Annotated in this window: 27 protein-coding genes; 10 read left to right on the top strand and 17 right to left on the bottom strand. The window is 74.4% G+C overall.

Annotation, left to right across the window (positions count from 1 at the left end; genetic code table 11):
• Positions 1-4: 4 nt before the first annotated feature.
• From AB0B35_RS40725 to AB0B35_RS40700, 6 genes are read right to left on the bottom strand one after another with little or no spacing between them, the layout of a single operon-like run.
• A complete protein-coding gene (locus AB0B35_RS40725) occupies positions 5-808 on the bottom strand; it encodes an S-methyl-5'-thioadenosine phosphorylase (protein ID WP_361056859.1) in 804 nt (267 codons plus the stop codon).
• Positions 805-1,263 (bottom strand): hypothetical protein, encoded by a 459-nt coding sequence (locus AB0B35_RS40720; protein ID WP_361056856.1) that lies wholly within the window; start codon positions 1,261-1,263, stop codon positions 805-807. Before AB0B35_RS40720 ends, AB0B35_RS40725 begins: the two co-directional genes overlap by 4 nt.
• Complete coding sequence (locus AB0B35_RS40715; RefSeq protein WP_361056853.1) at positions 1,260-2,417, bottom strand: molybdopterin-dependent oxidoreductase; 1,158 nt, start codon at positions 2,415-2,417, stop codon at positions 1,260-1,262. The genes AB0B35_RS40720 and AB0B35_RS40715 overlap by 4 nt, the downstream gene beginning before the upstream one ends.
• On the bottom strand, positions 2,393-3,037 hold the full coding sequence (locus AB0B35_RS40710; protein ID WP_361056851.1) for a class I SAM-dependent methyltransferase: 645 nt from the start codon (positions 3,035-3,037) through the stop codon (positions 2,393-2,395). The genes AB0B35_RS40715 and AB0B35_RS40710 overlap by 25 nt, the downstream gene beginning before the upstream one ends.
• Positions 3,034-3,681 (bottom strand): TIGR04282 family arsenosugar biosynthesis glycosyltransferase, encoded by a 648-nt coding sequence (locus AB0B35_RS40705; protein ID WP_361056848.1) that lies wholly within the window; start codon positions 3,679-3,681, stop codon positions 3,034-3,036. The genes AB0B35_RS40710 and AB0B35_RS40705 overlap by 4 nt, the downstream gene beginning before the upstream one ends.
• Entirely contained in the window at positions 3,678-4,331 is a 654-nt protein-coding gene (locus tag AB0B35_RS40700) for a glycosyltransferase family 2 protein (protein WP_361056845.1), read from the bottom strand. Before AB0B35_RS40700 ends, AB0B35_RS40705 begins: the two co-directional genes overlap by 4 nt.
• Positions 4,332-4,445: 114 nt before the next feature.
• On the opposite strand from AB0B35_RS40700, the gene AB0B35_RS40695 reads away from it, so the two are divergent.
• The 3 genes from AB0B35_RS40695 (at position 4,446) to AB0B35_RS40685 (ending at position 7,092) form a co-directional block, all read left to right on the top strand.
• Complete coding sequence (locus tag AB0B35_RS40695; protein ID WP_361056842.1) at positions 4,446-5,501, top strand: NAD-dependent epimerase/dehydratase family protein; 1,056 nt, start codon at positions 4,446-4,448, stop codon at positions 5,499-5,501.
• 1 nt (position 5,502) lies between these two features.
• Complete coding sequence (locus tag AB0B35_RS40690; RefSeq protein ID WP_361056839.1) at positions 5,503-6,864, top strand: hypothetical protein; 1,362 nt, start codon at positions 5,503-5,505, stop codon at positions 6,862-6,864.
• Positions 6,865-6,942: 78 nt separating this feature from the next.
• Positions 6,943-7,092 carry a hypothetical protein gene (locus AB0B35_RS40685; RefSeq protein ID WP_361056836.1) on the top strand — a complete coding sequence of 50 codons (150 nt, stop codon included), beginning with the start codon at positions 6,943-6,945 and terminating at the stop codon, positions 7,090-7,092.
• Positions 7,093-7,175: 83 nt separating this feature from the next.
• Here the strand turns inward: AB0B35_RS40685 and AB0B35_RS40680 are convergent, their stop codons facing one another.
• Positions 7,176-8,537 (bottom strand): hypothetical protein, encoded by a 1,362-nt coding sequence (locus tag AB0B35_RS40680; protein WP_361056833.1) that lies wholly within the window; start codon positions 8,535-8,537, stop codon positions 7,176-7,178.
• A gap of 224 nt (positions 8,538-8,761) precedes the next feature.
• Here AB0B35_RS40680 and AB0B35_RS40675 point away from each other — a divergent pair, with 224 nt between their 5' ends.
• Positions 8,762-8,908, top strand: a complete 147-nt coding sequence (locus AB0B35_RS40675) for a hypothetical protein (RefSeq protein WP_361056831.1) — start codon at positions 8,762-8,764, stop codon at positions 8,906-8,908.
• A 114-nt stretch (positions 8,909-9,022) separates the two neighbouring features.
• On the opposite strand, the gene AB0B35_RS40670 is transcribed toward AB0B35_RS40675, so the two are convergent.
• A complete protein-coding gene (locus AB0B35_RS40670; protein ID WP_361056828.1) occupies positions 9,023-9,916 on the bottom strand; it encodes a hypothetical protein in 894 nt (297 codons plus the stop codon).
• 57 nt (positions 9,917-9,973) lie between these two features.
• On the bottom strand, positions 9,974-10,171 hold the full coding sequence (locus AB0B35_RS40665) for a hypothetical protein (RefSeq protein ID WP_361056825.1): 198 nt from the start codon (positions 10,169-10,171) through the stop codon (positions 9,974-9,976).
• A gap of 91 nt (positions 10,172-10,262) precedes the next feature.
• Between AB0B35_RS40665 and AB0B35_RS40660 the strand changes: the two genes are divergently transcribed.
• Together AB0B35_RS40660 and AB0B35_RS40655 are read left to right on the top strand one after the other, a co-directional pair.
• The gene (locus tag AB0B35_RS40660) at positions 10,263-10,469 is read left to right on the top strand and encodes a hypothetical protein (RefSeq protein WP_361056822.1); all 207 of its coding nucleotides are present in this window, start codon (positions 10,263-10,265) and stop codon (positions 10,467-10,469) included.
• Entirely contained in the window at positions 10,460-10,717 is a 258-nt protein-coding gene (locus AB0B35_RS40655; protein ID WP_361056819.1) for a hypothetical protein, read from the top strand. The genes AB0B35_RS40660 and AB0B35_RS40655 overlap by 10 nt, the downstream gene beginning before the upstream one ends.
• Before the next feature lie 73 nt (positions 10,718-10,790).
• On the opposite strand, the gene AB0B35_RS40650 is transcribed toward AB0B35_RS40655, so the two are convergent.
• Entirely contained in the window at positions 10,791-11,291 is a 501-nt protein-coding gene (locus AB0B35_RS40650) for a hypothetical protein (protein WP_360541471.1), read from the bottom strand.
• A 109-nt stretch (positions 11,292-11,400) separates the two neighbouring features.
• Between AB0B35_RS40650 and AB0B35_RS40645 the strand changes: the two genes are divergently transcribed.
• Positions 11,401-12,138: an SDR family oxidoreductase gene (locus tag AB0B35_RS40645; protein ID WP_361056816.1), complete on the top strand. Its 738-nt coding sequence runs from the start codon at positions 11,401-11,403 to the stop codon at positions 12,136-12,138.
• Between the two features lie 83 nt (positions 12,139-12,221).
• A complete protein-coding gene (locus AB0B35_RS40640; protein WP_361056813.1) occupies positions 12,222-12,650 on the top strand; it encodes a hypothetical protein in 429 nt (142 codons plus the stop codon).
• On the opposite strand, the gene AB0B35_RS40635 is transcribed toward AB0B35_RS40640, so the two are convergent.
• From AB0B35_RS40635 to AB0B35_RS40605, 7 genes are all read right to left on the bottom strand, one after another.
• Positions 12,636-13,598 carry an acyltransferase domain-containing protein gene (locus AB0B35_RS40635; protein WP_361056810.1) on the bottom strand — a complete coding sequence of 321 codons (963 nt, stop codon included), beginning with the start codon at positions 13,596-13,598 and terminating at the stop codon, positions 12,636-12,638. The genes AB0B35_RS40640 and AB0B35_RS40635 overlap by 15 nt on opposite strands.
• Positions 13,595-14,257 (bottom strand): malonate decarboxylase holo-ACP synthase, encoded by a 663-nt coding sequence (locus AB0B35_RS40630; protein WP_361056807.1) that lies wholly within the window; start codon positions 14,255-14,257, stop codon positions 13,595-13,597. The genes AB0B35_RS40635 and AB0B35_RS40630 overlap by 4 nt, the downstream gene beginning before the upstream one ends.
• Positions 14,257-16,065 (bottom strand): biotin-independent malonate decarboxylase subunit beta, encoded by a 1,809-nt coding sequence (gene mdcD / locus AB0B35_RS40625; protein WP_361056804.1) that lies wholly within the window; start codon positions 16,063-16,065, stop codon positions 14,257-14,259. The genes AB0B35_RS40630 and mdcD overlap by 1 nt, the downstream gene beginning before the upstream one ends.
• Entirely contained in the window at positions 16,062-16,394 is a 333-nt protein-coding gene (gene mdcC, locus AB0B35_RS40620) for a malonate decarboxylase acyl carrier protein (protein WP_361056801.1), read from the bottom strand. The genes mdcD and mdcC overlap by 4 nt, the downstream gene beginning before the upstream one ends.
• A 1-nt stretch (position 16,395) precedes the next feature.
• Complete coding sequence (locus AB0B35_RS40615; protein WP_361056798.1) at positions 16,396-17,268, bottom strand: triphosphoribosyl-dephospho-CoA synthase; 873 nt, start codon at positions 17,266-17,268, stop codon at positions 16,396-16,398.
• A 5-nt stretch (positions 17,269-17,273) separates the two neighbouring features.
• Positions 17,274-18,938 carry a malonate decarboxylase subunit alpha gene (mdcA, locus tag AB0B35_RS40610; RefSeq protein ID WP_361056795.1) on the bottom strand — a complete coding sequence of 555 codons (1,665 nt, stop codon included), beginning with the start codon at positions 18,936-18,938 and terminating at the stop codon, positions 17,274-17,276.
• Between the two features lie 128 nt (positions 18,939-19,066).
• Positions 19,067-19,987, bottom strand: a complete 921-nt coding sequence (locus AB0B35_RS40605) for a 2-hydroxyacid dehydrogenase (RefSeq protein WP_361056792.1) — start codon at positions 19,985-19,987, stop codon at positions 19,067-19,069.
• Between the two features lie 271 nt (positions 19,988-20,258).
• Here AB0B35_RS40605 and AB0B35_RS40600 point away from each other — a divergent pair, with 271 nt between their 5' ends.
• Entirely contained in the window at positions 20,259-23,483 is a 3,225-nt protein-coding gene (locus AB0B35_RS40600; protein ID WP_361056789.1) for an FtsX-like permease family protein, read from the top strand.
• Positions 23,480-26,137 (top strand): FtsX-like permease family protein, encoded by a 2,658-nt coding sequence (locus tag AB0B35_RS40595; RefSeq protein WP_361056786.1) that lies wholly within the window; start codon positions 23,480-23,482, stop codon positions 26,135-26,137. The genes AB0B35_RS40600 and AB0B35_RS40595 overlap by 4 nt, the downstream gene beginning before the upstream one ends.
• The last annotated feature ends 127 nt before the right edge of the window (positions 26,138-26,264 follow it).

The following is a 26,264-nucleotide window of genomic DNA, read 5'->3' as shown; positions in this document are numbered from 1 at the left end:
GCGGTCAGGGCAGTTCGTAGCCGGGCTGCATGCCGTCGAGGGCCGCCGGGCAGGGACACGTTCGCCGGCTGGGCAGGTCGGCGATGGCGGCCAACAGGAGCGCCCGCATGCGTTCGGTGTTGTCCTTGAAGACGCGGAAGACCTCGTCCTGGGTGACGCCGTGGTCGCCGTCGACACCGGCGTCGTGGTCGGTCACCAGCGCGATGGTGGTGTAGCACAGGGCCAGTTCGCGGGCGAGGGCGGCTTCGGGGGCGCCGGTCATGTTGATGACGGTGCCGCCGCAGGCGGCGTACCAGCGTGACTCGGCGCGGGTCGAGAAGCGGGGGCCGTCGATGACGACCATGGCGCCGTCCGGTTCGAGGGCCATCCCGGAGCGCTCGGCGGTGGCGCGGACGGCGGCCCGGCCGGTGGGGCAGTAGGGGTCGGCGAAGTTGACGTGTACGGCGCCGGACTCGACGAAGGTGCGTTCGCGTCCGCCGGTGCGGTCGATGAGCTGGTCGGGTAGCACGAACGTGCCGGGGCCGAGGTCGGGGCGCAGGCCGCCGACGGCGCAGGGTGCGAGGATCTGGCCCACGCCCAGCGAGCGCAGCGCCCACAGGTTGGCGCGGTAGGGGATGAGGTGGGGCGGGTGGCGGTGGTCGCGGCCGTGCCGGGGCAGGAACGCCACCGCCCGTCCGGCCACCTGCCCCATGGTGATCGTGTCCGAGGGCGGCCCGTACGGGGTCCGGACGTCGACCTCCTCGGCCCCGTCGAGCAGGCTGTACAGGCCGGATCCGCCGATGACGGCGACGTCAGCGGTGATGGTCATGAATGCTCCTCGGAGTTTCGTGCGGTGGGTCGGCGCCGGGCGCGCCAGACCAGCAAGGCGGCGGTGGCCAGCCAGATCACGGCGAGGCAGAGCAGGTAGCCGCGGTGGTAGTCGCGGGGGAGAGCGGACGGGTCGTCTGCCCTGCGGCCGTAGCCGAGGACCAGCGGCAGGGCGACGACGGTGACGGCGGCGGTCACCAGCAGCGCGCCCTGGACGGTGGCTTTGGCCCAGGTGGGCAGCCACCGGGTCAGCACCGCGCCGACGACGATGGCGGCGGGCATGACCAGCAGGTCGTGGCCGAGCAGGACCGTGATCGTGTAGCGGGCGTAGTTCGGCAGCGACACGCTCGGGTCGGTGAGCAGCCCCACGATGCCGTACCCGGCGCAGAGCACGCCCACGGCGACGAGCACCCGCCTGGTCCACGAGGTCGCCGCCGGCCGGGCGGTGCGGGTCACGGCAGCACCTCGATCCGGGCGACCCACTTGGTCTGCAGGACGCCGGGCCGGTTCGGGGCGATGAGCCGGCACGGGTAGCCGTGGTCGAGGTCGAGCGGCTCCCCGTTGACGCGCAGTGCGAGCAGGGTGAGCGGGTCGGCGGCGTGCGGCGGCGGGAGCGTCGAGACGCGGTAGAGGCTGTTCTGCTGCAGGGAGGTGACCCGGACGCTGTGGCCGTCGTGCCCACCCACGGCGGTGACCAGGTCGCGGATGGGCACGCCGGTCCAGGTGGCGGTGGCGCTCCATCCTTCGACGCAGGTGATCGGCAGCTGGGCGGTGTGCTGGGCCAACGCGGCCAGCTCGGCCAGGCTCAGCCGCAACGTGCCGCCGGGGCCGGCGACCTCCAGGCGGTAGCCGGGGTCGGTGGCCGCGGCGGCGACACCGGCCGCGGCGGCGGTCTGGTTGACGGGCAGGCCCTGCGGGCCGATGCGCGGGTCGCGGGGGCCGAGGACGGACAGCCCGGCCAAAGGACGCAGGGTCTGCCCGACGGTGGCGACGGTGATGGCCGCGACCGCGGCGCCGACCGCGGCGAACAGCCCGCGCCGGGTCATGCCGGTCGGCGGTGCCGGCCGGGCCGGTGCGGCCAGGGCCCGGCGGACGATGGGTAGTTTGACACCGATGTGGATCAGCAGCGAGCCGGCGAAGATCCAGGCGGTCCAGTAGTGGGCGGTGGTGAAGAAGAAGCTCATCGGGGAGTACCACAGGGCGATGTTGAGGATGCCCGTGGTCACCTGGAACAGGGCCGCGGCCACCAGCAGGAACAGGCTGAGCCGTTCGATGGCGTGGACGGCGTCGCGAAACGGCGGCCAGCGGAACAGCTTCGGGTAGACCGACCACAGCTTGGCCGCCAGCAGCGGCACGATCGCCAGGCCGGTGGCCACGTGCAACCCCTGGGTGACGCGGTAGAGGTTGACCGGCCGCGACGGCCAGTAGAACCAGGCCGGCGGGTGCTGGATGGCGTGACTGAGGTATCCGGTCAGCAGGCACACCGCGACCGCGGCACCCAGCAGCACCCCGAGGCGGCTGGTCAGCTGCGGGGAGCGCAGCCGCGAGGTGAACAGCCGGGACAGGCGGGCCGGATCCAGACGGGTCAGCGGGCCAGGCAGGTGAACCATCGTCCCTCCGCGGTCCAGGAGTCGGTCTGGCGCAGGCCGACTTGGGCGGACAGGGGTGCGATCTCGTCGGCGCTGACGGCGGCCCAGGCGAACGGGTCGCTGGTGCGCAGGTGGTCGGTCAGCGCCACGGTCGCTCGCCAGCCGCGGGTGCCGGGCGGGTCGACCTCGGCTAGGACGGTGCCGCCGGCGGCCAGCAGGTCCCGGCATCGGCCCAGCAGCCGGGCGGGGTCGCCGCCGATGCCGATGTTGCCGTCGACCAGCAGCGTGTGCATGAACGGCAGGCGGCCTGGCAGCGGGGTGAACACGTCGTGGACGAGCGCGTTCGCGCCGCGGCTGCGGGCCAGCCGGACCGCTGTGGGGCTGACGTCGATGCCGAGCGCGGGGACGCGGCGGCGGGTCAGTTCCGCGACCAGGCGGCCGGGGCCGCAGCCGATGTCGAGGGTCGCGCCGGTGCAGCGGGACAGCAGGGCCCTGTCGCCGCGGGTGGGCTCGGCGTGCCAGGCGGCGGTGTCCAGGCGGCGCAGCAGCCGCCCGGCCGGGTCGGTCAGGTGCAGGCCCGGGTCGCCGCCGCCGGCCGCGCGGTGCAGTGCCCCCGCGTACACCACCAGTGCACTGGTCATAGCGGCGCTGCCAGGGTGAGGGGAACCTGGGCGGCGACCGCCACGGCGAACCGGCCGTGCGGGCGCAGCGCGGCCACGGCGCGCGCGTCGGCGGCCGTGTCGACGTCGCGCAGCGTGTCCAGGAGGGCGACGCTCAGCCCGAGTCGGCGCAGCGCCGCCAGCGTGCGGGCACCGGTGTCGGGCGTGGACATGGGCACGTCGGCGAGCACCGCCGCGTGTGCGGGGTCGTTCAGGCCCAGCAGCCACCAGCCGCCGTCCGATGCCGGGCCGAGCACCGCGTCCGCGCCGGTCAGTGTGCCGGCGGCCGCGGTGAGGTGCGCTCGGGTCAGCTGCGGGGTGTCCATGCCGACCAGCACCGAGGGGGTGCCGGGCAGCGTGGTGTCGGCGTAGGCGTTGGCCAGGCGCTCGCCCAGGCCGTCGCCGCGCTGCGGCACTGCGCTCCAGCCGGCCGGGGTGGGATACCGGCCGTCGAGGACGATGACCCGGCGGCAGGCGGGGCCGGTGTCGAGGACGTCGACGGTGTCGGCCAGCGATGCCGCGGCGATGGCGGCGGCCTGCGCCGGGGTGCACGGCGGGCACAGCCGGGTCTTGACCCGCCCCGGCACCGGAGCCTTGGCGATGAGCAGCAGCTGCGGGGCGGTCACCGGGCCAGCACCTTGGACATGTCCCGCACGGCGCGGGCCGTGCCCAGCACCGTGCCGGTCACCTTCGACCGGGTGCCCTCGGCCCGTGGGGCGTAGCGGACGTCGGTCTCGGCGACCGTCCAGCCCGCGCGGGACGCGGCGACGATCATCTCCAACGGGTATCCGAAGCGGCGGTCTTTCAGGTCGAGGGCGAGCAGTGCCTGGCGGCGGGCCGCGCGCATCGGGCCCAGGTCGTGGATGGGCAGGCCCAGGCGGATCCGCAGCCGCCAGGCGAGCAGGGCGTTGGCCAGCCGGGCGTGTGCCGGCCAGGCACCGGCGCGGTCGGGCCGGCGGCGGCCCAGGACCAGGTCGGCGGTGCCGTCGGCGACGGGTCCGGCGACCAGCGGCAGCTGGCGCAGGTCGAAGGAACCGTCGGCGTCGGCGAAGCACACCACATCGGAGGTCGCCGCCAGCAGCCCCGCGTGGGCGGCGGCGCCGAAGCCCCGCTGCGGCACCGGCACGACGTGCGCGCCGAACGCGCGAGCCACGTCGGCGGAGCCGTCGGTGGAGCCGTTGTCGGCCACGATCGCGCGATAGCCTGAGGGCAGTCCGGAAAGCACACCGGGCAGCGCGGCGGCCTCGTCGAGGCACGGCAGCACCACATCAATCATGATCTCGAACCTATCGGCTGGGCGGGGCCGAAGTTCTTAACAAACGCTGACAAGTCATTACGAAATAGGAACGTCGCACCGTGACGGCCTGGCGGCCGCCTACGTTGGTGGGTCATGCGAGTACTCGTCACCGGCGGCGCCGGCTTCATCGGCACGCACGTCACCCGCGCCCTGACCGCGGCCGGACACGACGTGTCCGTGCTGGACTGCCTGCACCCCGCCGCGCACCGGTCCGGAACCGACGTCACCGACGTCGACGGGATCCAGGTCCGCCGCGCGGACCTTCGCGACCGCGACGCGGTCGACGCGGCGCTGACCGGGATGGACGCCGTCGTGCACCAGGCCGCCATGGTCGGCATGGGAGTCGACCTCGCCGACCTGCCCGACTACGTCGGCTGCAACGACCTGGGCACCGCGGTGCTGCTGGCCGGCATGGCCCGCCACCGGGTCCGGCGGCTGGTGCTGGCCAGCTCCATGGTCGTGTACGGAGAAGGCCGGTACCTGTGCGCCGAGCACGGGCAGTCCCGCCCCGCGCCGCGCCGCGCCGAGGACCTGGCCGCCGGACGCTTCGAACCGCGCTGCGAACGCTGCGGCCGCACGGTGGACGCCGGCACCGTCGACGAGGACGACCGCCTCGAACCGCGCAGCGTGTACGCCGCGACCAAACTCGCCCAGGAGCACCTCGCCGACGCGTGGGCCCGCGAGTCCGGTGCGGTCGCGACCGCGCTGCGCTACCACAACGTCTACGGCCCCGGCATGCCCCGCGACACGCCCTACTCGGGTGTCGCGGCCATCTTCCGCTCCGCGCTGGAGCACGGGCGGGCACCGCAGGTCTTCGAGGACGGCGGCCAGCGCCGCGACTTCGTCCACGTCGCCGACGTCGCCGACGCCAACCTCGCCGCCCTGCACGCCCTGCCTGACCGCAAGATCCCCGGCCTGCGCGCGTACAACATCGCCTCCGGTGATCCGCGCACCGTCGCGGACATGGCCGTCACCCTGGCCGCCGCGATGAACGGCCCCGAGCCGCAGGTCACCGGTGCCTACCGGGCCGGCGACGTGCGGCACATCGTCGCCTCACCGCGCCGCGCCCGCGACGAGATCGGATTCACCGCCGCCGTGCCGTTCGCCGCCGGGCTCGCCGACTTCGCCCACGCACCACTGCGCGCCTGACATGATCACCACCCAGACCCCGCCCGCGCGGACCGAGGCGGCGTTCCCGACCGCCGACCGGATCACCACCGCCCTGGCCGGAGCTCTCGTGGCCGCGTCGATCGCCGTCGGCGCGGCGCTGAACCTGTCCGGCGCACCCGTACAGGCCCAGACCGCACCGCTGTTCGCCCTGTGGCACCCCCACCTGGGCGTCGGCACCCCCGCCGCGCTGGCCGTGGCCGCCGCGGCCGTCCTGCACGGGCCGCGACTGGCCGCGATCCTGCCCTGGCGGCGGCTGCTCGCCGCCGGATACGCCACCTCGGTGCTGTGGACACTCAGCCTTGCCATGATCGACGGCTGGCGGCTCGGCCTGGCCGGAAGGCTCACCGCCCAGGCCGAATACCTCACCGAAGTCCCCGCCGTCACCGACATCCCCGCGATGCTCGCCGGGTTCACCGGCCGCATCCTCGACTTCCAGCCCGACTCGTGGACCACCCACGTATCCGGGCACCCGCCCGGCGCGCTGCTGGTCTTCGTCTGGCTCGACCGCATCGGACTGGGCGGCGGAGGCCCGGCCGCGCTCGCGTGCGTGCTGATCGGAGCACTGGCCACGGTCGCCGTGCCGGTGACCCTGCGCGCCCTCGGCCACGAAGACGCCGCCAGGGTCGCGGTGCCGTTCGCCGCCCTGCTGCCCGGCGCGGTGTGGATCGGCGCGTCCGCCGACGGCCTGTTCGCTGGACTGACCAGCACCGCCCTGGCCCTGCTCGCGCTCGCGCTGACCAGCCGGCGGCGCGCCCCGGCCGTTTGCCTCGCCCTGGCCGCCGGTGCGCTGCTCGCCTTCGCCTGCTACCTGTCCTACGGGCTGGTGCTGCTGGCCCCACTCGCGGCGGCGGTGCTGCCGGCGGCATGGCGCCGTGGCACAGCCGGGCCGGTGCTGGCGACGGCCGTCGCGGCGGGCCTGGCCGTCGTCGTGGCGTTCACCGCCGCCGGGTTCTGGTGGCTCGACGGATACCACTTCGTCGTGCAGCGCTACTACCAGGGCGTAGCCGCCGAACGGGCGTACGGGTACTGGGCCTGGGCGAACCTCGCGGCGTTCCTGCTGTCGGCCGGGCCGGTCGCCGCGGTCATCGGCCGCAGGGCAGTCGTCACGCTGCGCCACGATCGGGCAGCTCACGTGCTGCTGCCGCTGGCGGCGCTGGTCGCGGTCGCCGCCGCCGACCTGTCCGGGCTCAGCAAGGCCGAGGTGGAGCGCATCTGGCTGCCGTTCGCGGTGTGGCTGCCCGCCGGCGCCGCCCTTCTTCCGGCCGGCAGTCGGCGCGGGTGGCTGGCCGCCGCGGCGGTGACCGCCCTGACCGTGAATCACCTGCTACTGACAATATGGTGATGGCTCGTGCCAACCGTGCCGGCAGGCTGCCGGCGCAGCGCGTCAGACTCGATCAACATGGCTATGAGCTGCTAAAACTTGGTCTACATTCCGGCGGACGTCCCGCACCTGCCGGTCACCGGGGCCGAACAGGTCGTCGTCGCTGTCGCCCGCACCGACCCGCACGAGCAGGAGTCGGTGCACCTGCTCGAATCCGCGCTCGCGGGGCACGCGGCGACCTGCGGGTAGCCGGACGCCCGGAAAGCATCCACCACCGGTTCCGAGGCGAGACCGGGTGGGCCGACCGGTCCGGTCGGCCCACCCGGCGACGGTCAGCGGGTGACCGCGGTGCCGTCGATCACGACCGGCTCGGTCGGAACCGCGGTGTGGGTCGGCGGCGGTGCCGTGGGCTGCTCAGGCGTCGTGGGAGCCGGCGGGCTGGGCAGCTGCGTGGTGCTTGTCGGTGACGGAACCTCGGTCGGCGTCGGTACCTGCGTCGGTGACGGCGACGCCGAGGTCGACGGGGTCGGCAGCGGCGGCACGGTCGGCGTCGGAGCCGGCACGATCCAGGCCACGGCCCGCACGACCGCGCCCACACCGAGCACCAGCGGCTCGTACCCGCGGTAGCGGACCGCGATCAGCGAGTCCTGCACGGACACGATCTCCCAGCGCGGGTCGGCCCCGGGTCCGGCGAAGCGGGCGCCCTCGGGCAGCGCGACCGTGAACAGCTCGTGCGGGGCGACCCGCACGGACACGCCCGCGGGCAGGTCGTCGCCGCCTGTGCCGCGCTGCACCGGATTGGCCAGGTCGAGCTGCCAGGGCGTGGCCGGGTCGGCGACCGCGACGACCGCCTGCTGGGCCGGGCACGCACACCCGCCGTCGAGCAGGCTGATCTGCACGCCGTTGAGCTTGAGGTCCTTGAACTCGGTCGGCGGCGGCCCGGGCTTCTTCTCCACCTCTGTCGTGTGGGGGGTGAAGACGCCCTGCTTGTACGGCCCGACCTCCTTGGTGATCTTCAGGATGTTCGCGGCCACGTCGTACTCATAGGTGTAGCGGATGAACTCCTTGTCCTTGCCGGGATTGGGGCCCTCGTTGTACCAGACGAACTTGGCGAAATCGAACGTCTTGTCGTCGTAGCTGCCCTGATAGGCGTTGAGCCCGCCGGGCAGGACGCAGCCGGCGATCCACACCCCGTCCTTGGCCGCCTTGCCCTTCGGGACGTACAGCAGCCCCAGGTCCGGACCGCCGTGGCCGTTGCCGGCCTTCAAGCACCAGAGGTAGACCTCGTTGCCGGCGAGGTCGGCGCGGTGCAGCACGGTGTCGCCCTTGTCGGCCCGCCACTTCAGCGCGGCGTCGACGGCGTCGGCCACCTTCTGGGCGTTGTCGGCCAGGTCCTTGGCGGTGAGGTCGCCGATCTCCTTCTTCAGCGCCTTCGCGAGCTCGACCACGGCGTACGCGACGGCGGCGTCGTAGAAGCCGGTCTCGCCCTTCTTCGGTTCGTCGACGCGGATCATGCGGTCTGGCTTGCCGTCCGCCTTGAGCTTGGCGTCGATCTTCTCCGCCATGGTGAAGGCGATCGAGTTGCAGACTCCGGGCAGCTTGAGGTCCTGAAACGGTCCGGGGGCGGCCTGCGCCCCCGGGCTCGACACGACCGCCGCCGCGGCGATCGTCGCGGCGGCGACCATCATGGTCACGACCATTCTGCGGAGGTGGTGAGAGCCGGGCCTGGCCCGGCGGGGTGATAGATGCATGTCACTCATTCGGTGACCGGGTGCGGACGGATGGCAGCCAGAACTGTCAGCTGCCCGACAGCGGGCGCACGCTCGGCGTGCGCGGCAGCCCGTTGCCCGAACACGGCTGCCACCCGCCCTGCATCGCAGGTCTTCCATGACTCCCACGTCTGGCCTGGCCTGGCCGGGTGCTGGTCGGGCGGGAGGATCTGCTGGCCGAGGTGCGCGCGGCGCTTGCCACCACCGGCCGGGTCGTCCTGACCGGACCGCGCGGCATCGGACGCTCGGCGCTGCTCGCCGCAGCGGCGGACCAGCCGCCGCCGGACGGCCGGTGATCCGGATCGCTCCGTCCCCGGCCGAGACCCGTCTGGGCCCGCGCCGAGTCGGCGCTGCTGATGGCCCGGCACCCCACCGCCGAGGCCGTCGCGGGACTGGACCGCGACCCCGGATCAGGACTCGGCGTCCGGAAGCCGCCAGTCGAAGGGCATCAGATCCTGCTCCCAGGCGGGCGACCCGGCCAGGGTGTCGGCGGCCTCGGGCTCGCGCAGGAGGCAGCGGTGGCGCAGCAGCGTGCGCCGCTCGCCGGGGGTCAGGAGCCGCTCCTCGGGGCTGAGGTTACCCGGGTGGTCGGGGTGCAGATCGGCGCTGCCGTCGATCGGGTGTTCTGCCGCCGCGTTGAGCCGGTCGCCGGTCGGAGTCCGGTAGTCGAGGCGGAAGTCGGTGCGCCACTGGGAGTTGCGGCCCCAGCCCTGGGACAGGTCGACCGTCGGCCGGTGGCGGCGCCGGAAGGTCCAGTACAGCGGCGAGCGGTCCGCCACGCCGCACTGCGCGTTCGCGGCGCCTGCGCGGACCCGCACGCCGGCCCGGCTGAACAGCAGTCGGCCCAGCATCAGGCCGGGCCATAGCAGCTCGGTGATCTCGATCGGCGCGTGCGGGTCGTCGGCCTGCTCGACCTCGGCGATCTCGTGGAGGAACGGGTCGAACACGTCGCCGTCGTCGAACGGCGTCATGCCCAGCGAGGTGAACAGGCCGAGGTACTCGCACTCGGAGAGCAAGGGCCGCGGGTCCGGAGAGCCGGGCTGGTCGGCGGGAGGCTGGAAGGGGAGCAGCAGCAGGTCGCTGACCCGGTGCAGGGCGTACAGCTCCCACAAGAGTTCGCGGCCGCCGGGCTCCGTCGCGTTCTCGGTCCACCATGAACCGTCTTCGGCCGCCGTTGCCAGCCACGCGCGGTAGCCGCCCTGGGCCCGATCGAGCCACTGCACGACGACCGTCTCGTTCGGCTCGACCCCCTCGGGCCACGCCAGAGCCTCGTACAGTTCGCGTGCGCCGACCCCGTGAGACATGCCAGGAACCTACGGGAGGCGTGGGCAGAGGCCGGACCCAGGCGTCGGCCTGGGCGGTCACGTGCCGGATCGGCGCAGTCGGGTGAGGATGATGACGCACAGGGCGAACAGCCACACCGGGAACAGCAGCGCGAACCTGGCGTCGAGGCTCGCGGTGAGCAGCAGGGTCAGCCCGATGAGGATGCTGACCGCGGTGAACCAGGTGGGCAGGGCTCGCGTGTAGCGGCCGATCGACGCGGTGGCCAGCACGAACATCGCCGCGATCCGGCTCGGTCGACGTGCCGTCGGCGACGTTCCTCAAAGCCCTCGACGACCGCGTCGGCAAACTGGGCGAGCAGGGCATTCCGTGTTCCTGGCCGGTGTGCCGCCGCGCTTTCGCGAACAGCTCATCCGCAGCCGCGAGCTCAAGCACCTGGTCCCGGACCACCTGGTCGCCGAGACCCCGCGCCTGACCGAGTCCCTGGTGCAGGCCTACGACCGTGCCGAGCACGCACGCCTGCACCCGCGCACCGGCACCAGCCCGGACGGACCCGCGGAGTCCGCGTGCCGTTGACCCAGGCGCGGCGGCTCTCGGCCCGCCACGGTCGAAGCCGACAGCGCCAGCTGCACCAGGCCCTGGGCGACGAGCGCTTCTTCGCGCTGGCCCGCGGCTGGGTCCAGGACAACCTGCACACCCAGCAGAGCCGCGCGTCGTTCACGGCGTACGTCAACGCCAAGACCGGGCACGACTTCACCGCCCTGATCGACGAGTGGCTCGACTCGCCGACCACGCCGGCCGAGACCGGCCCGCTGCCGGGTTGACGGGGGCCTGCGCCGTCGGGCGCCGCACCGCCTCGGGTGCGGCGCGCGACGGCGCGCACCGCCGTGCCCGGCGTCAGTGGCCGGGCGGCCTGACCAGGAACAGCCACGCGTTGACCACCCCGCTGAACAGGGCGGCGATGACTCCGGGCACCAGGACGTACAGGCCCCACTGGCGGCCCGCGGCGCAGGCGACGCCGCTGACGGCGACGAGTGTCACGGCGGTCAGGGAGAGGCTGACCGAGTCGATCGTGCGGGCCAGCGAGTCGGGCCTGGCCGCCCGTGACGCGCGGCGATCGAAGACGGCCAGTGCCGTGCCGCCCACCGCCGCGACGGCGATGATCTCCGCCCCGAGCACGGCCAGCGGCTGCCCCGGGATCACCAGCAGCATGGACAGGGTGAGCGCGGTGATGAACAGCGACAGCGTCTGGGCTGCCCGGTACCGCAGGTCGCTGGTGGTGACAATGGACTCGATCCGCAGGGTCACCGCGACGAAGAGCAGCCCGGTGAGGGTCGCCGCGGCCGTGCCGGCCACGATGCCGAAGTTCGCCCACTCGGCCACGTCCGAACCGGTCACGATCTCCATCATGCGGTAGCGGCAGGCCGCCGGTTGACGAGTTGTCGTAACCACAGGCGTTTGATCGGATACGCTCCGTGGATATGGTGGGGTCGAAGGGAACCACATCGTGGACCTCGGGCTGAACGACCACGTGTACGTGGTGACCGGCGGCAGCAGCGGCCTGGGGCTGGCCGTCGCGCGGGTGCTCACCGCCGAGGGCGCCAAGGTGGTCATCACCGGGCTCGGCGACTCCGTGGCGAGCGCGGCCCGCGACCTGGGCGGGGACTCCCGCGTGGCCGGCGTCGTGGCCGACAACGCCGACCCGGCCACCCCCGGCCGGATCATCGGCGCGGCACTGGACCGGTTCGGCCGCCTGGACGGCGCGATGATCAGCGTCGGCGGCCCGCCCGTGGGCACCGCGATGGACGTCGCCGACCAGGTGTGGCGCGACGCCTTCGAGTCCACTTTCCTCGGCGCGCTGCGCATCGCGAGGGCGGCGGCGGCCGCGTTCACGGCCGCCGGCTCGATCACCTTCGTCCTGTCGTCGTCGGTCCGCGAGCCGATACCCGGCCTTGCCGTCTCCAACGGCCTGCGCCCCGGGCTCGCCATGCTCGCCAAGACGCTCACCGACGAGCTGGGCGCCAAAGCGATCCGGGTCAACGGGCTCCTGCCCGCCTACATCGCCACCGACCGCCAGAAGCAGCTCGCCGCCATCACCGGCGGCAAGCCGCCGGACAACGCGCTGGGCCGCTTCGGGCAGCCGGACGAGTTCGCCAGGGCGGCCGTGTTTCTGCTCTCCCCGGCCGCCGGCTACCTGACCGGAGTGATGCTGCCCATCGACGGCGGCGCACTTCGCATGATCTGAGCACGGACCGCCGCACGGTGCACACGTCCGCGGTCACGCCGAGTCGGGCGGCGGGAGACCGCGGCCCCGAGAGGGGATCCACGATGGGTGAACTGAATCCCGCCCAGACCGTGATCCGGCTTCCCGATCAGATCGCCTGGCAGGCGCCACCCGACGCGCCACCCCGATCGGTCGAGACGGCCACGCTGTCGGGCGGCGAGGACGCCGACGGGATCTACCTGGTGCTGATGAAGTGGTATCCCGGCTTCATGAGCGCACCGCACTTCTACCGCACCGACCGGCTGTGCGTGGTCCTGTCCGGAGTCTGGTGGTGCAACAGCGGCCCGGACTTCGACCCGGACCGGGCCGTGGCGGCCTACCCGAGCTCCTACGTCCGCAGGGTGGCGGGCACCCCGCACTACGACGGCGCGCGCCCGGACGCGCCCGAGCCCGCCGTCATCGCGATCTGCGGCCTCGGCCCGGTCGAGCAGACCTGGGTGGACCCGTCCCAGCCCCGGCTACGCCGCATCTGAGCGCCTGCCGCCCGCACGCTCGACGCGGTGCAGCGCGGCGTCGATCCCGACGTCGTCGACGGCGACCGTCGTCATCGCCGGGTTCTGGCGTGCGTTGAGCGCGGTCAGCACGTGGCCGGGCGGCACCTCGACGGCGGCGGTCACCCCGAGTTCGGGCATGAGCCGGATGATGTCGTACCAGCGGACCGGCTGGGCCACCGACGCGGCCAGGTCGTCGAGCACCCGTCCCGGGGCGCCGGCCAGCCGCCGTCCGGTGGTGTCGGCGAAGTAGGCATACCGCTGCTCGCCCGGCGTCACCTCGGCCAGGGCCTGCGCCACCGCCCGCGCGGCCGGGGCCTGCAGCGGACAGTGCGAGGCCACCGTCACCGCCAGCATCCGCAGATCGCGGGCGCCGGCCGCCGGGGCCCGCTCGGCGAGCCGGTCCAGCGACTGCCGCGTCCCGCTGACCACCACCTGGTCGGCGGCGTTGACGTTGGCGAGCCACAGCGGCGCGTCCGGCGTCGCGACCGCGGCGACGAGGCCCCGCGCGGCGCCTTCGCCCAGCCCGCGCAGCGCCGCCATGCCCCAGGCACCGCCCGCGCAGGCACGTTCCATCTCCCGGCCGCGGACCGCGACGGCGCGCAGCGCGTCGTCGAAGCTCAGCACGCCCGCGGTGACCGCGGCCGCGAACGCGCCCACGGAGTGCCCGGCGACCGCTTCCACCCGCAACCCGCCGTCGTCGATCAGCGCGCGGGCGGTGACGACTCCCGCGATCAGCAGCGCGAGCTGGGCATTGGTGCTGGCCTGCAGCGCCGCGGCGGTGTCGACCGGATCCGGTACGCCGCCGATGGCGCCCAGCACCTCGCGGGCCTGCCGCAACGCCCGCGCGGCGGCCGGGCTGCCGGGAAGGCCGGTCAGCATGCCGGCGCGTTGGGTGCCCTGGCCGGGAAAGAGCAGCGCGGTGCTCACCGGGTGCTGCCGCCCACCGCCCCGGCACAACCCGCCCGCACCGCGGCCGGGGTGACCAGCCGGGGGCCGGTGGCGGTACGCAGCACCAGCCGGTCGGCCGCGGCGGCGATCTCGGCCAGCGCCACGGCCCCGGCGGGCGTCTCGATCAGGCAGTCCACCCGGACCGCCGCACCCGTGAACTCGCCCAGCAGGTCCGCTGCCCAGTCCGGGCCGGGCAGGTCGGCTGTGCGCACGATGAGGTCCAGGTCGCTGGCGGGGCCGGTGACCGGCAGTCCGGTCGCCAGCTCGAACCCGGCGCTGCCGACCGGACCCCAGACGAGCCCGCGCCGGTCGAGGACCGGGCCGATCGTGTGCAGCACCACCAGTGCCCGGGTCCGGGCCGGACCGGGCACGGGGCCGGGCTGCGGCGTCGGGCGCAGCCGCTCCGGCTCGGCGACGCGGGTGACGGCGGAGGGTGCCACCTCGGCGGCGTGGCGCTGGTGGCGGCCGGTCCCGCGGACGCCGACCGGCAGCCGTCCGGCCGGTGCGGTGGCACGGCGGACCACCACCCACGGCGTACGGGCGAGCGCCTCGCCGACCCAGCCGGGCTCGTCGCCGGTCAGCGGCGCCTGGGCGCAGGCTAGACGAAGCAGGTCGTGCGGCCGTACGGCGGCGGTCATCACGAGGCCGGCCACTGCGCGGCGAGCGCGTCACGCACGGCGCGTGAGGCCGCCCGGACCCGCACCGCCTGCGCGGAGTCCAGGCGGTGCGACAGGTCGGTGGGCCCGGACCGGGCGCGGGTCACCGCCTCGGCGATGGCGGCGCGGACCGTCCGCACGTCGGCGTCGGTCGGGTTGTCGGCGTCGGTGACGGTGAGCAGGCCGTCGCAGAAGCCGAGCGTCGCCCACTGGCGCACGTCGTAGGACAGCGGCGGGATGGACTTGGCCAGCTCGTCGAGCTGCTCGACCGTGCGCAGGGTGATCCGGGCGGCGGCCGCCTTGTGCATGGCGTGGATCTCCACACCAGGGTCGTCCAGCGCCAGGATCTGCGAGGACTGCAGCCCGTGGGCGAGGAACCCGCCCGACAGGGCCTTGCCGACGACGAGCGTGACCAGCGGGTGACCGGCGACCCGAGCCGCGTCGGCGGCGTCGACGGCCGCGGCGATCGCCTGGTGCAGGCCGGCCATCTCCTCGATACGCCCGTACGCCTGGCTGGGCAGGTCCACGACGGCGACGATGGCGCGCCGCTGCTCGCGGCCGCCGTCCTCGGCGGTGATCGCCCGCAGGGTGCGGGCCAGCGCGGCGCATTCGGTGAGCCCGACCTGGCCCTGCCGGGCGCGGTAGAAGTGGTTGTCGGGGTCGGGGACCACGGCCAGCAGGACGGTGTCGTCGCGGTCGGCACGCAGCACCGATGGGATCACCTGCTGGGGCGGCGTGCCGGCCAGCGCCGCCGTCCACGTGCGGCCACGCTCACCGGCCGCCATCGACGAGCGCGTGCCGCCCGCGCGGGGTCGCACGTCACGGCCCCGGCGCGGGGCCAAGGCCGGGCCGGGCGGCGGCTCGTACGCCTGGCCCCACAGCGTGCGCAGTCGCAGCGGTTCGGGCGGGTCGGCGGGGTCGACGGTCGCCAGCCGGGCGTCGAGCACGTCGAGGCGCTCGCTGCGGTGGCGGCCCGGCGCGGTCACGCCCGCCGCCAGCGCTCGGCGCACGGCATCGCGTACGGCGTCGGCGTCGTCGATGACCAGCGCGTCGGCGAGCCCGGTACGCCGGCGCTGCTCACCGCCGTCGACCGCCCAGATCAGAGCCTGGTCGCCGGAGTCGAACTCGGCGACACCGGCCTCCTGCTCGATGACGGCCGGGCCGTTGAGCCCGATCCGGGCCTCCGGCGTGACGATCACGTGCGTGCACAGCCCGGTGGCGATGCTCAGCCCGCCGAACGAGCCGACCGACCCGGCCACGACCCCGATCACCGGCGCGAGGGGGCGCAGTTCCAGCAGCGCGGCGCAGATCTCCGCGACGGCGTTGAGTCCCAGGTTGGCCTCCTGCAGCCGGACCCCGCCGGTCTCCAGAAGCAGCACGGCCGGCACCGGCCGTCCGGCCCGGCTGTCGGCGGCGGCCAGCCGCAGCGCCTGGCTGATCTTCGCGCCGGAGACTTCGCCGACGCCGCCGCCCTGGAACGCCTGCTCGATGGAGACGACCACGGCCTGCGCACCGCCGATGACGCCCCGGGCGACGACCACGCCGTCGTCGGCCTGCGGCGTCACCTCCTGCGGGGCCAGCCAGGGCGACTCCAGGCGGTCGAACGGACCGCACAGCACCCGGGCGTCGTGCCCGTCGAGCAGGGCCTCGGCTCGGGCCAGCGCGTCGAGTTCCAGGAAGCTGCGCCGGCGCAGCACCCGCGACCAGTCGACGGGGCCGCCGTCGACGCTCGCACCGAGCAGCAGCGCCGCGGTGTCGGTCGCGGGGACCTCGGTGGGCGCGGCAGTCATGACGCCTCCAGGGTGGACGGGTGCGACGCGGACGCGTCCGAGCCGGCCGCCTGGGCGGCCTGCTGCAGGCGGAGCGTGACCAGCGCGGGGGTGGCCGCCGCGTCGTTCAGTTCCCAAGACCCAGCCAGCGGCACGCGCGCGAAGAAGCGCCCCAGGGTCGCCTGCCAGACCTCGTCGAAGCCTTCGACACTGGTCCGCACCCGGACCGTCGCGGACACGGCGTCGGCGGGCTCGAACAGGATCTCCAGGTCGCCGGAGCCGACCACGCCGACGTGGGCCCGATGGGCGGCTCGCGCCGTGGCCGGGAACGTGAACTGCAGTGTGCGCACGTCAGCGGCTCCATTCCGTGACAAGGCGGTCCGCGGCGTCGAGGAACAGCGCCGCCGCGAGGGCGTCGCCGCTGCCGCCGGGCGACAGCCGCCGGAGTCGGCAGAGCAGGTCCAGCCGGTCGAAGGCGGCCCGGCCGCCGACCGTGTCCGAACCGCCGGCGCGCAGCACCGCCGCCGCCCCGGCGCGTACCGCGCGCAGGCCCCGCGGCCCCGCACGGTGCAGCAGGCAGGTGTCCTCCAGGCTGCTCATCGTGGCCAGCAGGGCGTCGGTGCGGGCAGCGCGCTCACCGCGGCCGGCCGCGCGTGCGGCGCGCAGCACCGGTAGCGCCACGTGCACGGCGTGCGGGAAGCCGCGGCGGGCCTCGCCCCTGGCCCCGGTGGCGCCGAACACCCGCCGCACCCGCGTGCCGTGCGACGGCACCCGCGCCTCTGCGGCGGGGTCGCCGACGGCCGCCAGCCGCGCGGCGAACCCCGCCGCCGCGGTGACCGTGCCCGTCGCGGCGATTCCCGCGGCGAGCAGTCCGAGCGCCCACAACGCACCCCGGTGGGTGTTGACGCCGCCGGTCGCGGCGAGCATCCGCTGCTCACCGTCGCGGCCGAGCACGCCGAGAGCGGCGCGCAGCTCGCGGCCCAGCGGCAGGCACGCCGCGGCGGTGGCGCACGCGGCGATCGGGGCGACCAGCGCCGCCGCGGAGTCGAGCAGCGTCGGCAGGCTCATGTCGCGGTGTGCTCCGCCGCCGCGTGCGTCCACGAGCCCCGGCTTGGGCGTCAGCATCGCCTCCGCGGCTAGCGCCCGCCCGGCGAGTTCACCCAGCGCGGAGGCGAGCGCGGCGGGGGTCCGGGGAGTGCCGTGGACGGCGACGGCTGCCGGCACGGGCGTCACCAGTTCCGGAACCGGGCCGGCGGCTCGTACAGGCCGCCGGACCAGGCCACCAGGTCGCCGATGCTGTGCGCGGCCAGCAGCGAGCGCGTGGCGAGGGTCGGATCGACCTTGAGGTCGGCCGGCAGCGCCACCAGCCCGTCGCGGCGCAGGCGCTCCAGCGCGCCGGAATCGGCCGAGCGCCCCAGCGGAGTCACCCCGGCGATCGCGGCCAGCGCCTGCCTGCGGTCGGCCAGTGAATCGGCTTTGTACAGGTAGGCGACACCCTCCTCGGTGACGACGTGGCTGACGTCGTCACCGTAGATCATCACCGGGGGCACCGGCATGCCCGCGCTGCGGCCCACCTCGATGGCGTCCAGCGACTCCACGAACGTGGGCACGCCGCTGGACTGGAACGTCTCCACGATCTGCACGACCAGCTTGCGGCCGCGCAGGTCCGCGCCGTCGCCGTGGCCGAGGTCGAGCCAGGCGGGGGAGGAGTGGCGTCGGCCGTGCGGGTCGTGGCCCATGTTCGGCGCGCCGCCGAAGCCCGACAGCCTGCCCTCGGTCACCGTGGACGAGTTGGCCTCGGCGTCCATCTGCAGGGTCGATCCGATGAACATGTCGATCGCGTACTGGCCCGCCAGCTGGCACAGCACCCGGTTGGAACGCAGCGACCCGTCCGCGCCGGTGAAGAACACATCCGGCCGCGCGGCGACGTACCTGTTCATACCGGACTCGCCGCCGAAGCTGTGGATCGTCTCCACCCAGCCGGACTCGATCGCCGGGATGAGCGTCGGGTGCGGGTTGAGCGTCCAGTTCCGGCAGATCTTGCCCCGCAGCCCGAGCTGCTCGCCGTAGGTCGGCAGGATCAGCTCGATCGCGGCCGTGCTGAACCCGACGCCGTGGTTGAGCGACACGACCTGGTGGCGCTCGTAGACGCCGCGCAGGGCGATCATCGCCTGCAGGATCTGCACCGGGCCGATGGCCTTCGGGTCGCGGGTGAACAGCGGTTCGAGGAAGAACGGCCGGTCGGCCTGCACCACCAGGTCGACCCAGTCGCCGGGGATGTCCACCCGGGGCAGCCGCCCGGCCGGCACGATCTCGTCGGCCTGCACGACGACCACGCCGTCGTGGAACGCCGCCGCCTCGGCGATGATCGGGGTGTCCTCGGTGTTCGGGCCGGTGTAGAGGTTGCCGTGCTCGTCTGCCGCGGAGGCGCACAGCAGCGCCACGTCGGGCCGCAGGTCGACGACCATGCGTGCGTACAGTTCCACATAGGTGTGGATGGCGCCGATCGACACGGTGCCGTCCGCGACGAGCTGCGCCATGCGAACGCTCTGCGGTCCCGCGTACGCCAGGTCCAGTTTCGCGGCGATGCCCTGCTCGAACAGGTCGAGGTGCTCGGCCCGCGACACCGAACCGATGATCATGTGCAGGTCGTGCAGCCGGTGCGGATCGCACGAGGCCAGCGTCCGGGACAGGAAGTCGGCCTGCTTCTGGTTGTCGCCCTCCAGGGCCACCCGGTCCCCGGGCCGGATCACCGCCTCCAGCACCTGGCCGAGCGCCTCGGGCCGGATCAGCTTGCCGTCGACGTGCGCGGCCGCCGCGGCCAGGCGGCGGGCCTTGTCGGTGCGCCGCCTGTCCCAGACCCGGTCGGCACCGGCTGCTTCGTCCGTGCGCACATCACCACGCTAGCGATCAGCATCGGTCTGCGCGGTCGCTTCGCCGATCCGGTGCGCTTTCGCCGTTCATGCGTGCGCAGGCAGATCAGCCGCTTCGGCTGGGCGGCCACCTGGCGGGAGCGCCCGGCTCAGTAGCCGCCCACGACCTTGTTGATCAAAGGCTGTCCGGTCGCGTAGCGGCGCACCTGGTCGCCCACCAGGCGGTACGCCCGGGGAAGGACGCCGCTGGTGGCGCCGCCGATGTGCGGGGTGAACAGGACGTTGGGCATGTCCCACAGCGGGTGGTCGGGAGGCAGGGGTTCGGGGTCGGCGACGTCCAGCGCCGCCCGGATCCGGCCCGTCGACAGCTCCTTGACCAGCGCATCGGTATCCGCGACCTGGCCCCGTGCGGCGTTGACCAGCAGCGCCCCGTCCGGCATAGCGGCCAGAAACGCCGCGTTCACCATGCCCCGGGTCTGCTGGGTCAGCGGCAGCAGCAGCACGACGATGTCGGCCTGCGGCAGGAGCTGCGGAAGATCGTCCACGCTGTGCATGCCGTCGTGGGGGGTGTGCGCGACGTACGTCAGCTGCACCCCGAACGGCGCCAGCCGCACGGCCACGGCCTGGCCGATCGAGCCCGCCCCGACGATGAGCACGCGCTTGCCGGACAGTTCGTCGGCGGCGCCCATGTCATGGGCGAAACGGTGCTCCTGCTGGGCGCGGGCGAAGTAGTCCAGCCGCCGCAGGCTGGAAAGGATCGCCGCCACCACCCACTCCGCGACGTCGACATCGTGCACGCCCCGCGCGTCACACAGCGTCACGCCGCTGTCCAGCTGTCCTACCCACACGTCCGCGCCGGCACTGAGCAGTTGCACCACCCGCAGCGCGGGCATGCCGCGCGCGAGCTCCACCGTGTCCGCCCCGCCGAGCAGCGGCGGAACCCAGAACTCCACCGTGGCCGGATCGCCGGGCAGCGGGGCGTCCCACGCCGGCAGGACCTGAACCTCGACACCGTCGGGGACGGGGCCCATCAGCTGCCGTCCCTGCTCACCGGCGATCCACACCTGCATCAATCCACGGTATGCGCCGCGCCGACCCGCACACGCCGATTCGGTCGAGATGCGTACGGCGCAGCCTGAGTGGTGCGGTGCAGTACACCGAATGTTCGCTTGGATGACACCGGAAGGTCGAACCGCTGTCGGACCATGGCGCGCGCGGTAGCACGTCTGTGCTGCTCAGCCGTTACGTCGGCGACATTTGTGGCGAACGCCATGAACAGCAACCGATAGGGCGCTGAACCTCTCTCAGGTGGTTGAGATTCCGAACCACAGGGGAGGTGCCGTGCTGGGACGCCGGCGTGCCAACAGCGCCAGAGGACTGCTCACCGCGGTCGCGGTCGCCGTACTGATCTCGACGACGCTGCTGACCGCGCTCTCCGCGTACAGCAGCGCGGTGATCGAGTCCGGCGGCCGGGCAGCGGTCGCCGCCGCCCCCGCCGACGAGCGCGCGATCCAGCTGCGCCTGCCCTCCCGCCCCGCCGGCAGCAGCGGCTGGACCACCGGCCCCACCGACGGCGGCGGCCAGGCCGCGCAGTGGACCGCCACCGACACCGCGGTGCGCGACACCTTCGCCGCCCGGTTCGGCGACACCGCACCCGAGGTGACCGCCGCGGGCTACGCGACCGGCACCCGCTTCGCCGGCGACACCGGCAAAGCAGCCCGCGACGCCTACGGCGTGACCTACGCGCGAGTCATGTTCCTCGACAAACTGGCCGACCACGCCCGCCTCGTCGCCGGCAGCTGGCCCGTCCCCGGCGCGCAGCCGCGGCAGGTCGTCGTCGGCGAAGCGGCCGCACAGACCCTCGGCCTGCGCGCCGGGTCGGTGGTCCCCCTCGCCAACGGCGTCTCCGAACACACCGAACAGGTCGTCGTATCCGGGATCTTCGCCGCCACCGCGGCCGCCGACCCGTACTGGCTGCTCGCCCCCGAGACCGCCCAGGGCGCCGAGACCGGCCGCAACACCTACGGGCCGCTGGTGCTCACCCGGGAGGACTTCTTCGACGGCTGGTCCGAGCTGGGCAGCAACGCCTGGGTCGTGACCCCGGACCTGTCCGGGGCGCAGCCGGCCGCCCTCGCCGCCGCCCGCGAGACGGTCCAGCACCTGGCCGACATCCCCACCCAGCTCGGCTTCCGCAACGGCGGCCAGGTGTCCACCCACCTGGAACGGCTCGTCGACCGGATCCAGCAGGCCAGCCTCGTCGGCCGATCCGACCTGCTCACTCCGCTGCTGCTCATCGCGATCCTCGGCGGCTACGCGCTGCTGCTGCTCGCCGCGATGCTGACCGAGGGCCGCCGCCAGGAGACCGCCCTGCTGCGCGCCCGCGGGGCCTCCCGCGCCCAGCTGGCCGGGCTGGCCACCCGCGAGGCCCTGCTGGTCGCCGCGCCCGCCGCGGTGATCGCGCCACTGCTGACGGCGCCGCTGCTGGCGATGGCCGGGCGACTGCCGGTGCTCAGCGCCGCCCACCTGGACCTGACCGCCGGGATCACTCCGGCCACGGTCGCCGTCGCGGCTGGCGCCGGGCTGGGCTGCGTACTGGCCATGGTGCTGCCCGCGCTGCGCGGCGGCGGCACCTACGTCGCCGACCTCGCCACCCGGTCCCGCCCCGGACGGGTCGCCGTCGCCCAGCGCACCGGCCTCGACCTCGCCCTCGTCGGCTTCGCCGTGCTGGCCTGGTACCAGCTGCGCCAGTACGACTCGCCGCTGACCGGCTCCGGCGGGCGCCTCGGCGTCGACCCCCTGCTGGCCGCGGCCGCGCCGCTGGGAGTGCTGGCCGGAGCCGTCGTCGCGCTGCGGATGTTCCCCCTGCTGACCCGGCTGCTCGAACGGGCCGTCGACCGGACCGGCTGGTTCGCCACCCAACTCGGCGTCTGGCAGGCCGGCCGCCGCCCCAGCGCCGGGCCGGTCCTGCTGCTGGCGCTCAGCGTCGCCGTCAGCACGCTGGCCTGGACGCTTGCCGCCACCGCCCGGCAGTCACAGGCCGACCAGGCCGACCACACCGCCGGAGCAGACCTCCGCCTGACCGAGACGAGCACCGTCATCCCACCGCAGCGAGGAGCCCAGATCCGGGACCTGCCCGGGATCACCGAAGCGCTCCCGGCCTGGCGCACCACCCTGCGGGCAGGCGAACGCGACACCACGGCCTCGGTGGTGGCGCTGGACGCCGCCGCGGCAGGCGACCTGATCCGGTTGCGTGCCGACCTCGGCGACGCGCCAACCCTGTTGGCGGGCATGGCCGCCGCCGGAAGCCACGTCACCGGGGCCGTGCTGCCGCCGGGCACCGCCACCGTGCGCGGCACCGTCCGCATCACCTTCGACGGCCACCCCTGGGACGGCGACCCGCGCCAAGCCACCGCGCTGCAGTTCACCGGCCGGCACGGCGACACCCGCACCGTGCCACTGCGACCCGGCAGGGGCAGGTACGCCTTCACCGCGCCGGTGCCGAACGAGCCGGGCATCCGACTGACCGCCGTCACCGTCACCGGACCCGAACTGCCGCTGCAGACCCGGGTCAGCTGGACCCTGTCCGGCCTGACCGCCGTGGACCGCTCCGGCACGGCGACGGCGATCACCCTGGACACCCCGGCCGCCGCGTGGAGCCTGCCCACCGGCAAACCGGCGTACGAGGCCACGGTCCGGGGCAACGGCATCAAGGTCGACGCCTGGCTGGCCGAACCCGCCGCCGACTACGGCAAGTTCACCTTCACCACCCGCCCGCAGGCCGCCGTCGCACCCGTACCGGCGCTGGCCACCCCCGAGGCGCTCGCCGCGCTGCACACCGAGTCCGGCAAGACCCTGAACCTGCAACTGTGGTCGCAGACCGTGCCGGTCCAGCTGACCGGCACGACGAAGGCCCTGCCGGGCGGCGCCGAGCCCGCCGCGCTGCTGCTCGACATGCCCTCCCTCAGCGCGCACCTGCAGCACGCCGGGCTGCCGGCCCCGGACGTCACCGAATGGTGGGCCGCCACCGACCCCGCCCGGCACGCCGAAGCCGCCACCGCCGCCGCGCAACTGCCGACCCTGGCCGTCGTCGACCGCCACGACCTGGCACAGCGCGCCGGCAACGACCCGTTCGGCGTCGGCGGCCGACTCGCACTGTTCATCGCGGCCCTGGGCGCGATCGGCCTCGCGCTGGTCGGCATCGGCGTCGACCTGCGCTCGACCGCCCGCCGCCGGACCTCCGAACTCGCCGTGCTCAACACCCTCGGGGCGAGTCCCGGCCTGCTGGCCCGCGCCCTCATGATCGAACAGGCGTTCCTGGCCGGCCTCGGCGTCACCGTCGGCCTGCTCGTCGGCCTGGTCGTCGCCCGCACCACCGGCCCCCTGGTGATCCTCACCCCGAGCGCGAACCGGCCGGTGCCGGCCGCGCTCACCACGACGGACTGGCCACCCGTGCTCGCCACAGCCGCCGCCCTGCTCGCCGTCACGCTCGTGATGGCCGGGCTGGTGGCCACCACCTCGCGGCGGCGACTGGCCGCCACCCAACTGCGGATCGGAGCCGACCGGTGAAGGGATGGATCTCCCGCGCGCGTACGACCGCAGGCCCGACCCTCCTGCTGTGCGTCCTGACCATGCTGGCCGCGGCGCTGGTGATCGGTGCGCCGCGCGCCGCCAACCGGCTCACCGACGACGCGCTGCACCACGAGCTGTCGCAACTGGGCTACGCCTCCCGCGACCTCACCTTCCGCGGCGCCGAGCCCACCGGAGCCGGCGGCTGGACACCACAGGCGCAACTGGCCGACCACCAGAACAAACTCGCGCCCGTCCTGCGGGACCGCATCGAACACTCCTGGTGGTCGATGTCGACACCGCTGGAGAGCTCACCGGTCACCGGCACCGGCCTGCCCGCCAAGGCGTTCTTCAGCTTCCGCGCCGGCAGCGGCCTGGCCGACGAGGCCGACGTCGTCGAAGGCCGCCTGCCCGAGACCGACCGGTCCGCGAGCGAGCCCGTCGAGATCGTGCTGACCCGGTGGAACGCCACCAAGCTGCACCAGCGCGTCGGCCAGGTGTTCCGGTGGCCGGGCGCGGACGGCGACCCGGACATCCTCGTCAAGGTCGTCGGGATCGTCGCGCCGCACGACGAGGACGCCACGTTCTGGGAGCCGATGCCGCTGGGACTGCGGGCAGACCTGCCCCACGACGACGGCGAGGTGTTCCGCGCGGTCGTGTTCAGCGACGAGACGGGACTCGACCGGCTCGCCAAGCGGACCTCGCTGGTGTACGAGTGGCGCTACCGCATCGACATCAACCGCCTGGACATGGGCGTGCTGCCGCAGGCCGTCGAGGCCGCCGGCGTCGCGCACCGGCAGAGCCCGGGCTTCCTGCTCGTGACCGGCCTGGACACGCTGCTGGCCCGGTTCGCCGACCAGGCCGCCTCCGTCACCGCGCTGCTCGCGGTGGCACAGCTCGGCGCGCTGGTCACCCTCGGCGGGCTCGCGCTGCTCGCGGCACGCGTCGCCGTGGGCAGGCGACGCGCCGAGTTCGCGCTGCTGCGGGCACGCGGCGGTGCGTTGCGCACCATTGGGTCGTACACGCTGCCGCAGTCCCTGCCCGTCCTGCTCGCGGCCGCCGCCGGGGCACTGCTCGGCCTGGCCGTGCCCGGACGGCCCGCCGCGAGTTGGCCGATCCTGGCCGCGTACACGCTGCTCGCGGCGCTGGCGGTGCCCGTGCTGGCCGTGGTCGTGGCGCGTGATCCGTCCTTCGCCGCCGGTCGCGCCGACCTGGGGCGGGTCAGCGTGCGGCGGCGCACCGCGGAGCTGAGCCTGCTGGTGCTGGCCGGGCTGGGCGTGTGGCTGCTGCGCCGACGCGGCCTCGACGGATCCGGCGGCGTGGACTTCTACCTGGCCGCGGTGCCGTCGCTGCTCGCCGCCGGGGCGGCCGTCGCCACCCTGCGGCTGGTGCCGCCGATCGTGACCGGGCTGGCCCGGCTGTCCGTACGCGGCCGGGGCGCGATCGGCTTCCTGGGCCTGGCCCGCGCGGGCCGGACCGCGGGCGCCGTGGTCGGCCCGGTCGCGGTGCTGGTCGTCGCCGTGAGCACGGCGGTGTTCAGCGTCGCCGTGGCGGGCGACATCGACACCGGCCGCGACCGCGCCACCGACCTGCGGATGGGCGCCGACGTGAAGGTGGAGGGCTACGCCTTCGACGGTGCGACCACGGAGGAGCTGGCCGCGGTGCCCGGCGTCGTCGCGGTGGCGCCGTACGCGGTCGATCCGGCCGCGGATCTGAGCGCCGACGGCAGGCGGCTCGGCGTGGTCTACACGGTGCTGGTGGACGGGCCCGCGTACGCGCGGGTCGCGAACGCCTCCGGCGTCGAGTCGACCGCCCCCGGGGCGATCACCGCCGCCCCGGCCGGCGGCAGGCTCCCGGCCGTCGTCTCGGCCGGCCTGGCGGAGCGGCTGGGCGTCGACCACGGCTCGGTGACGGTCCGCGGCCGCCGGGTGGACTTCGCGGTCGCCCAGACCGTGGACGCCGTCGCGCCGATCGCCGGGGCCACGAACTTCGTCGTGCTGCCCTGGCAGCCGGCCGCCGCGGACCGCCAGGCACTGGACCCGACCGGCTTCCTGATCGCGGGAACGCCCGACCCGCAGCGGTTGCGCGAGGCCGGCGACGCGGGCCAGCGCCGCTGGATCGAACGCGGTGTGCGGGCCGACGCCTACGACCGGCCGACGACCGCGGTGACGACCTGGGAGCAGGCGCGGGCGGAGCTGGACAGGTCCAGCCTGAACGCGGTGGTGACGTTCGCGTATGCGATCGGTGCGGGTGCCGGGGTGGCGTTGGCGTTGCTGGCGATCGGTTTCGCGGTGGTGTCGGGGGCGCGGGGCCGGGGCACGGTGCTGTCGCGGTTGCGGACGATGGGCCTGTCGCGGGGTCAGGGCCGTGGTCTGCTGCTGGTGGAGTTGATGCCGGTGGTGGCCGTGGCGGTGGTGACCGGTGCGGTGGTGGGCACGGCGGTGCCGCATCTGATCGCCCCCGCTCTGGGGCTGTCGCAGTTCACCGACGGGGTGTCGGTGGGTGTCACGTTCGACCCGGTGATCGTCGGCGCCTGCCTGGTGCTGGTGGTCGTCGGGATGTTGACCGCGCTTGCGGTGGAGACCCTGTTCAACCGCCGGTTGCGCCTCGGTGAGGTGCTGCGGCTTGGTTCCTTCGACGCGGGAGAGAGCTGATGTCGACGACGAATGAGATGACCGGGCCGGACCTGGCCACGCTGCAGGCGCGTGCCGCGCAGCGGGCCGCCGACCGGGCCGGGGGCGCGGACCGGCTGCGCGGGCACCTGGTCTGCGACGGGCTGGT

Source organism: Catellatospora sp. NPDC049133, from assembly GCF_040648455.1.
Classification (GTDB): domain Bacteria; phylum Actinomycetota; class Actinomycetes; order Mycobacteriales; family Micromonosporaceae; genus Catellatospora; species Catellatospora aurea.
Note: the sequence above shows the minus strand (reverse complement) of the source record. Positions and strands in the feature narration are given on the sequence as shown.